Here is a 9,169-nt window from a genome sequence, read left to right as displayed (position 1 = left end):
CTAGTTGAGACTCTTTACTACGCTTCGCTAGTTGAGACTCCGCATCATGCTTTACTGGCTCTTCGTTAGATGGAGCAGTCTTAGCTTGTGTATTTTGATGTTCACCATGCAACAAAGAGAGTGCAACGCTGGACGTAGAAAAGGTTTGGTAACCTGACAAAATTTCTTTATCGATAAATGCAGAAACCTCCTTCGCATTGGCGAATTGATTACCAACAAGTTTACCGAAGTGCACATTCACTCTGCCTTTTTGACCGGTTATACCATTCACGATACTTTGCATGTCTTCGTCATCAGGCTTGTCATAACCGCCCACTTTTTCAGCTTGGCACAACTCTTTTGCTTTGCTTACATCGCATGGATCAAATTCGTAGGAAATAGAAACAGGTACAATACTTAAATTTGCAATATAGTCAGAGAAATCAATATCTTTGGGTTTATTTAAAGACAGCATAGAAATAATAGCAGGGTTAGTGACATCAATGCCGTCTTTTGCTCGACCCTCACGTTGTGCAATCCAAAGGTGTTGATTATCGTTTTTCAGCGAACATTCAATATACTCACTGAGTAACTTAGCAGCCGCCAATTTTTCTCTACGTCCTTCTACAGAGCGTTGAACCACAAAACACTTATTCAAACGAAGAATGTCAGCAACCCAACCTTTGCTTAACAAGTTGTCACCAACCGCAATTCGAACCGTGTCTTGCCCATTAACGTGCAACACCCAATTGACGAAAGCCGGGTCAAGCGCAATATCTCGATGATTACTGACAAACAAGTATGGTGAAGACAAATCAAGGGTGTCCAGGCCAGTGACAGTCAATGCTTTTGTCGTCTTGGTTAGCATGCGCTGCATGTAAGGTTCAACCATGACCTGAAAGTCACGTAAATTTGCTATGTTTTTTATCTTTTTACTAACAAATCGTTTAATAAAAAAACCAAATATTGGTTTAGAAAACTGAGGCCATTTAGCAAAACGAAAGGCAACTAAAGTGCAAATAAATTCTTCGTTATTAACTAATTTTTTTAGGACTAGGGGTAAATCAGCATTGTCATATGGCCTGATTTCGTCAAATTTAGACGTCATATCTTGGTTTTTACCTTACTTATTATATTGCACGAAGGTGGGTCTACTTTAAAACCCGCCAATTCATTTCTAATTGTTCAATTGTTGTGCTCACATACAACGAGTCATCGCTTATAGTAATAGACCAACTTGACTTGCGTTCCACTTGTTTAGCTAAGGCCTGAATTTGCGCCCATTGAAACGCAAAAAACTGAATGGGTAGCGTTTCAAATTGCGATTTATTTTGTTTCCACCAAACGTCAGATTTTGTATTGAAACTATACACAAATGTATTTTTTGCCAGTCGGCAGGCTTTCTTCATTCTATCAAAACTTGGCTCTCCAACATCAATCCAACTCAACAATTGATCATCCAATGTTTTTTGCCAAATATCGGGATCGTCTGCCGAACTTAGCCCTTTGGTGAAAGCCAATAAATTCTCGCTATCGTCAAAGGAATGAAGACAAAATACCAGTAAACGAACGATCATACGTTCGATCGTTTCAGAAGGATGTTGTGCGACAGTCAAATTTAAATTGGGATAATGATGATTGTTTATATCAGCAAGCGTGATATTAAATTTATATATTGTAGGTTTAAGAGCCATTGAGTTTTCAGTTGATCAGTTAGGGTTTCTGCGTTTTTATAATTCGGCACAAATTACGTTTGAGCGCACGTTTTAAAATGCGTGTAGATAGAGTGTACACTACATATAAATTATCTTTTTAAAAGAATGCATCGATTAGCTGAACAAGATCAAATTGACGGACTGTGCTCGCGTATTTTAGATAAAGAGAACACTTGGGTAAAAGTGTGATATTTCGTTTATAATGCTAATTATTCGTAAATATGACCAAGCAAGCAATTTTAAAATAATTTAACACGATGTTTTATATGTGGATTATTTTTGGTACGCCCTTTGCTTTATGGGTTGGCATAACGACAATAAAGGAATATGACTATGCCAGTAAAATTAGAAGATAGACCCATCGAACAAGTAAAAGAAGAAGTCATTGACGTGCTTATTCATAATTATAGCCATGGCATTATTTCTAATGACGCTTTTGAGCGCCGACTAGATGCTGTTATTGCGACATCATCTCACCAAGAAATGGTTGACCAAATTCAAGATTTAGATGCTGCACCAGACGATACATTGAAGAAACATAAAGAACAGCAATTTTCTGTACACTATAGCCAAGTTCCTGCCGAAGACAGCGAAACGCTGGTTAATGTTTTGGGCGAGACCGAGCGCAGCGGTGTTTGGATTGTACCCAAAGAAATTAGACTATTTACGATCCTTGGAGGCTCAATTCTTGACTTCACCGACGCGCGCTTTACTAGTCCTAGCGTAACGATAAAAGTGATGAGCATACTGGGTAGTGATAAAATTTTCGTTCCTGAAAATGTGAATGTACTATCAAAGGCTTTTTGTATACTCGGCAGCTCAAAAAATAAAGCACCATCGGTTGCATCACTTCACGCCCCTACAATTAACATTGAAGGTGTGGTTATCCTCTCCGAATTGAGTATTAAACTAAAAACCACAATGAAAGAAAACTTCGTCGCGTTTGCTAATAAAATGAAGGCGATGTTCGACTCTAACCCCAAGCTCTAAGGTGCAAATAATTCCTGTCTATTCTCAATTTTAGGTGTTTTATGCAGCCCTTTGAATGACAATTATGCAATTCATGAACTTATCCTAAATTAACCGTGTAATAATGATGTCTGGCGGCATATTAGGTTATGCTGTGTGTTTAGCTATTCCATAGTTACTTGGTGTAAATATATGCTGGCTATGGACCTTTTTGATTACATGGATAGGAGCATTGGATGCATTGGCGTCGTTGGTTGGTAGCAATTGTATTTTGTTTTGCCGTTGTTGGCTCACTTGGGTTTGTTAAATTCAACCAGATTATGGCAGCGCAAGCTTTTGGCGCATCATTTCCAGAGCCCAGTGAAACCGTAAGAGTTGAAACAGTTGCAACATCGACTTGGCAACCTAGTTTGCGACTCATTGGCTCAGTTTTACCCATCCACAGCTTAGAAATTCGCAACGAACTAGAAGGTGTTGTTACTTACATTGGCTTCAAATCGGGCGGGAAAGTCGAGGAAGGTGCGGTTCTGCTAAGAATGCAAGTTGATGACGAGTTAGCGCAATTAGACGCTATTGATGCCGAAATCATGATTGCCGAACTTGACGTTACTCGCTTTGAAAAATTGCTCGAACAGCGTGCTTCGAGCCGCGAACAGTACGATAGAGCTAAAGCACAATTGGCCGTATCAAATGCACGCAAACGGTCACTTGAAGCAGTTATTGCCAAGAAAACTGTTATTGCGCCTTTTGCTGGTCAAGCAGGACTGCACCAACTCGAGACCGGCGCATTTTTAGCCGCTGACACAATGACCACAAAGTTGGTTAGTGATTCAAATACCGTATGGGTCGATTTTAATATCCCGCAAGCTTATTCAAACTTAACGTTAGGAACCCAAGTCACTGTCAGTTCCACTAGCTTGGGATTCGCTGATGCAACCGCAGTCATCGCGGCAATTGATCAAGAAATATCCACGCGTTCCAGAAACTTGAGGGTGCGCGCAGAACTGACAACAGTCCAATTAAAATTAAAACCGGGCACGATCGTTTCAGTTTCGTTACCGGTTTATTCCCCACGAGAAGTAGTTCGACTCTCGACTAAGGCAATTAGACACGATGCTTTTGGTACTTATGTTTTTAAATTGAGCAAAGATGACAACAACAATTGGCGCGCCGTTCGTCAGGTTGTTACGGTTATTTCGAAAGAAAATGAAAGTAGTATCATCGATATCGCGTCGAGTAATAGCCTGCAATTAAACGATATTATTGCCACGCAGGGTTCGTTCAAATTGCGCGAAGGCATTCTAGTTTATACCGATGAACAAGGCGAATAAGGATTATGGATAATCCAAAACCTGACCTTGGCAAACCTAGTATCATGGATGTTTTTTGTAAGCGCCCTATTCTAGCCATCGTATTATCACTCACCCTGTGCTTGGTAGGTATTCGCGCAGCGATTGAATTACCGATACTACAATTTCCAAAAATTGAGAGCGCATCACTGCAAATTGTTACACCCTATATAGGTGCATCAGCCGAAGTCGTGCAAGGTTTTATTACAGAACCAATCGAACGAGCAGCGGCTTCTGTTCCTGGTATCGACTACATCGATTCAAACACAACATCCGGCGTTAGTACGGTAACGTTATGGTTGCGCCTTGGCGTTGATAGTACACGGGCATTAGCTGAACTTTCATCAAGGCTTGACCAAATCCGCTTTGAATTACCCTCTGGTGCTGAAGACCCTTCTGTTCAGGTAGTAAGGGCCGACAGACCCTTTGCTGTGTTCTATTTAACGGTTAACTACGATGAAGAAATCGCGGGTATGTCGCGCTTGGAGGTTACTGATTATCTTTCTCGTCGTGTTGTGCCTAGTTTGTCTACCATCCCCGGTGTACAGCGTGTTGGACTTGAAGGCGGGCGTTCTCCAGCAATGCGTATTTGGTTAAATGCAGAAAAGATGGCGGCCCTTGACGTTGCCGCCGATGACGTTTCTGAGGCACTGCGCGCAAATAACCTGGTTGCTACTGTGGGGCGCAGTGAAAACGCGCGGCAACGCATCGGCCTATTAACCGATACCTCACTTAGCAGCGCCGAAGAATTCGAAAACCTTATTATTCGGCAAGTAGATGGTGCCCAGGTACGAATTAAAGATATTGCCGAAGTAAAACTAGGTGAGGAAGAGGGCCAGGTGAGTTCTCGTTTAGACAAAAAAACCGTTTTATACATTTCTGTGTGGCCATTGCCTGGCGCCAATGAAATAGAAATCGGCGATCGTGTGTATAAAATGTTGGATAAAATAAATCTAACATTACCCCAAGGTTTAAGTATTACCGATGGCTATGACGGCACTATTTATATGCGCAGTGCATTGCGAGAAATTTTCATCACTTTAGCTGAAACCATCCTTCTAGTTGGGTTGGTCGTAGTTGTCATGATGGGTTCATTTAGAACCGCCTTAGTCCCTCTCATTACGATACCCATTTCTATTCTAGGTGCCATTGCAGCCATGACATTGATGGGCTTCACGCTGAATCTGCTAACCGTGCTCGCCATCGTTTTGTCGGTCGGTTTAGTGGTCGACGATGCTATCGTTGTGGTGGAGAACGTCGCTCGATATATGCGCCAAGGTATGACCAGAATGGAGGCCGCACTGGCAAGCTCAAGACAGCTACTGGCGCCGATTATCAGCATGACGATTACGCTTGCAGCTGTTTACGCCCCTATTGGATTATTATCCGGACTCACTGGCGCATTGTTTAAAGAGTTTGCTTTTACCTTAGCTATTGCCGTGTTGATATCCGGTTTTGTCGCCATCACGCTATCTCCTATCATGAGTGCTTATGCGTCGCCAGAAGGTGGTAAAGAGGGCAAGTTGACGCGCAAAGTAAACGGCTTTTTTGAACGCCTAAAAACAGCTTATGGAAAAGTGTTAATTCGCACCATTGAATGGAAAGCGCAAGTCCTAACCATAGCTATATTCCTGTCTTTGCTTACAGTCCCATTCTATTTATTTTCATTAAAGGAGCTCGCACCATCGGAAGACCAATCAAGTATTAACGTTATTGTCGAATCTTCGCCTGACGCTTCTTTAGAGTACACCATGAACAAAATGGACGGTATTGTAGACACCATGAAAGAACTTGAGGGCGCGAAGTTCATGTGGCAAATCGTAAATCCATTGGGTGCATTCAGTGGGGTTGATTTTGTTGGACCTAGCGAGAGAGAGCAGAGCACACAAGACATGTTTTGGAAAGCCTTCGCCTCTCTTTCATCTGTAACTGGACTGAAAGCGTTCCCTGTTTTGGAATCGGCCCTGCCGACATCCGGTAATTTTTCAGTTGAATTGGTCGTACTTAGCACCGATTCTTATGAAGATATGAAGGTGAATGCAAATAAAATGGTGCAAGCTGCTATTGCCAGTGAAAAGTTCCTTTTTGCAGATACTGACTTAAAGATTGATTTACCCCAAGCGCGCTTTAATTTAAATAGAGAACGTATTGCCGACTTAGGCATGGACCTAACCAGCGTTAGTCGACAACTGGAAGTGTTGCTATCGGGTAACTTCGTTAATCGCTACAATCAAGATGGACGAGCTTACCGCGTAATTCCTATGATTGACGAAGCAGGAAGAGCAAACCCCGATGCCATACTCGATCTTCAAATTCGTACGCCCGCCGGTGATTTAGTCCCCGTTCGCACTATCGCGACGTTGGTGACCGAAACTGCACCGCGCGTATTGAGTAAGTTTCAACAAAAAAACGCATTTAGGATCTATGGCGAAGTTATTCCTGGAACCACTAAAGAGCAAGGATTGCGCGCACTGGAAGACGCTGCTGCGCGACTTCTTCCTATTGACTACAGTATTGATTACGCTGGTGAGTCACGCCAAATAAGACTTGAAGGAAATAGCCTTGAAGGTGTTTTGTTAGTTGCACTGATATTTGTCTTTCTGGTACTTGCAGTCCAGTTTAATAGCTTTAGAGACCCACTAGTGGTTTTGTTAGGTAGCGTTCCTTTAGCGCTTGCCGGTGCAATGATGTTTGCGTTTTTAGATTTTACAACGATCAACATTTACTCGCAGGTCGGCTTTATTACCTTGGTGGGCCTTATCGCTAAAAATGGCATCTTGATAGTAGAATTTGCTAACCATATGCAGAAAATAGGCTATACCAAATTAGAAGCCATACAATTGGCTGCGCAAACCAGACTTAGGCCAGTGTTAATGACAACTGCGGCTACTGTTTTGGGCCACTTCCCATTAGTATTAGTCACTGGTGCGGGCGCGGAGGCGAGAAACAGCATCGGGATTATATTGGTTGCAGGTATGTTGGTAGGGACCCTATTTACTCTGTTAGTGCTGCCGAGTGTTTATATGGTTTTGGCATCGAATCATTCACCCGATGAATTGAATGATGATGAAACTGACATTAGAAGTGCAGAAAACACAAGTGACACAAAGATAAATGCAGTTTAAATAAAAGGATAACCACCGAGAGCCAGATTTTAGTTGGCTCTCGGTCAATAAAGATGTAAATTTAATGATCATTCTTTGTATTTTTTTTGTTTCAGATATATGCTTACGATATACAATTTTTTAGTCGCACTTCAACCCCATAAGAGAAGCCTATGCCTTTCAATAATGAGCTTACCGAAGAACTCAATCTTATTTTAAAATTTCCAAACAAGAGCTTGATGCAAGGGCTTAAAGTGCACAATGATGCTGATCCAAGTATGGTAGCTGCAGCAAAACGTTTATTTGAAAAAGGCATTGTTAACCAGCCTGATGGTGGCTATTTAACGGACTTAGGACATGATCTTGCTGAACATGCCTCAGTAATACAATCGGCCCTAACGCATCCGTAATACGTTTTTCAGTCGTCTGAAAAGTAAGCTCTAGCGCTATAGGGCTTACTGGACTACCTTCAATCTCTCTTGCCGGAATTGCAACCATTTGACTGTGCATGGATGTTACCCAGTATCTGGTTAATACCAACATTAGCGTCATAAAACACCTATTGTTGAAGAGCAGAAACTAGCGATACTGGCGGCCGTCTCGCGGCTTATATCCGGACAGGCTATTGGGAAAACCTCAGTCGCATGGATGGTACCCATCACTTGCCTGCATCTCGCATTAACACCAGCACGCAATAGTAAGCGATAGAAGTTGATTCCTTCATCACGCAGCGGATCACACTCGTTAACACTGATCATAGTCGGCACCAACCCTTGCACGTCATCTTCGGTAGCGAAGCCGGGCCAAGCCAAGGGATTACGCTTTTCGAATTCGTCAATACCGTAGATCATTGCCCCCTGATTGTTGTGCAAATCCAGCAGAATGCCATTATTTTCTATCGATGACGGATTCTCCACCAGCGGCCACTGACCTGCAATGTAGGGACACAGCGCATAAATACCACTGATCAACTCAGAATTACCATCTTGCTTCAAACGTAAACCTGTCGCCAACGCCAGATTGCCGCCGCCACTGTCACCAGACACAATGATGCGCGACTTATCTATTGCAAGAGACTCGCTGTTTGCACTGATCCACTTTATACCCGATATGCAATCATTCAAACCAGCCGGATAAGGCGCTACTTCGAGCGCAGATGAAGGAACCAAGGCGTTTCGAAAATCCACCATCGCCACGGCAACACCCTGAGCCGCAATGAGTCTCCCCCACGCGCTGTAGTTGCCGTCATAGCAGGATAAGTTCGCCATACCACCGCCGTGAATGTAATAGACACAAGGTAGGATAGCGGAATTATGCGGACGAATAAATTGGATCTTAATGCTGTTGCCATCAGGGTCAGACTTGAAGGTCTTATCAGTAATGATGAGGCCTTCGGATGGCGCGATCTCCTGTGAATCACACGTGGCGAGAAACTTACCTATCATTTCTCGAGTAGCAATTGCCTTTTCAGTATTAGCTGCCTCCAGTGCCGCTTCTCGGCTCTCAACGTCACGCACACCGCCCATGGCTATTTTGCCAAATATTGCCTTTATGCGCGGATCTATTCTTGGATCGTCATTAATTTTACTCATGTAATACTCCCAATGTGTGTGAAACCATATAGTTTGATATCGATTCTATGCACCATTACGTCGGCTCAAACAAGTGATTGCTTGCGAATGAATACACACATCCATTAGCTTTGAATAAAATACGGCAGCGCAATCAATGCTAGGCCAACCAACAGTAACAAGCTTAAATTTGGCATAAAATATGGAAAGACAACGAGTGCCAAACCGGTAAATAGCGGAATTGGAGCCTCTTGTTTTTTACCATAAATAAAATAGCCAATTCCTATTCCAGAAAACAAAACACTCCAAAGCATGATCGATGACTCATCCATTTTTTATGTCCTTCTCAGTTTAAAATGTGCATTTTAGCTAGTAAAGATTGTAACTGAATGGGTGGATGTAATGCTAATGTCCGGTGATCTGGCATTACAGAGAGTCCACGCCATGTATCATATTAAAGTTGGCAGTTCACAGACGTTATT

8 protein-coding genes are annotated in these 9,169 nt (G+C 42.6%); 4 read left to right on the top strand and 4 right to left on the bottom strand.

Features of this window, described 5'->3' with window-relative positions; all coding sequences use genetic code 11:
• The coding region (locus CXF81_RS06025) for a 1-acyl-sn-glycerol-3-phosphate acyltransferase (RefSeq protein ID WP_101180466.1) at positions 1-1,087 on the bottom strand (1,087 nt) is incomplete at its 3' end.
• A 43-nt stretch (positions 1,088-1,130) separates the two neighbouring features.
• Complete coding sequence (locus CXF81_RS06020; protein ID WP_101180465.1) at positions 1,131-1,673, bottom strand: YaeQ family protein; 543 nt, start codon at positions 1,671-1,673, stop codon at positions 1,131-1,133.
• A 354-nt stretch (positions 1,674-2,027) separates the two neighbouring features.
• Between CXF81_RS06020 and CXF81_RS06015 the strand changes: the two genes are divergently transcribed.
• From CXF81_RS06015 to CXF81_RS06000, 4 genes are all read left to right on the top strand, one after another.
• Positions 2,028-2,684, top strand: coding sequence for a hypothetical protein (locus CXF81_RS06015; protein WP_101180464.1), 657 nt, complete (start codon positions 2,028-2,030; stop codon positions 2,682-2,684).
• 215 nt (positions 2,685-2,899) lie between these two features.
• Entirely contained in the window at positions 2,900-3,994 is a 1,095-nt protein-coding gene (locus tag CXF81_RS06010) for an efflux RND transporter periplasmic adaptor subunit (RefSeq protein WP_101180463.1), read from the top strand.
• Between the two features lie 5 nt (positions 3,995-3,999).
• Positions 4,000-7,137: an efflux RND transporter permease subunit gene (locus CXF81_RS06005; protein ID WP_101180462.1), complete on the top strand. Its 3,138-nt coding sequence runs from the start codon at positions 4,000-4,002 to the stop codon at positions 7,135-7,137.
• A 152-nt stretch (positions 7,138-7,289) separates the two neighbouring features.
• Positions 7,290-7,526 (top strand): TIGR02647 family protein, encoded by a 237-nt coding sequence (locus CXF81_RS06000; protein WP_101180461.1) that lies wholly within the window; start codon positions 7,290-7,292, stop codon positions 7,524-7,526.
• A gap of 138 nt (positions 7,527-7,664) precedes the next feature.
• Here the strand turns inward: CXF81_RS06000 and CXF81_RS05995 are convergent, their stop codons facing one another.
• Complete coding sequence (locus tag CXF81_RS05995) at positions 7,665-8,708, bottom strand: alpha/beta hydrolase (protein WP_101180460.1); 1,044 nt, start codon at positions 8,706-8,708, stop codon at positions 7,665-7,667.
• A 104-nt stretch (positions 8,709-8,812) separates the two neighbouring features.
• Positions 8,813-9,019 (bottom strand): hypothetical protein, encoded by a 207-nt coding sequence (locus tag CXF81_RS05990; protein ID WP_101180459.1) that lies wholly within the window; start codon positions 9,017-9,019, stop codon positions 8,813-8,815.
• Between the last annotated feature and the right edge of the window lie 150 nt (positions 9,020-9,169).

Origin of the sequence: Glaciecola sp. 33A (genome assembly GCF_002836745.1) — a bacterium.
Taxonomy (GTDB): Bacteria; Pseudomonadota; Gammaproteobacteria; order Enterobacterales; family Alteromonadaceae; genus Glaciecola.
This window is presented reverse-complemented; position numbering and strand designations above follow the sequence as displayed.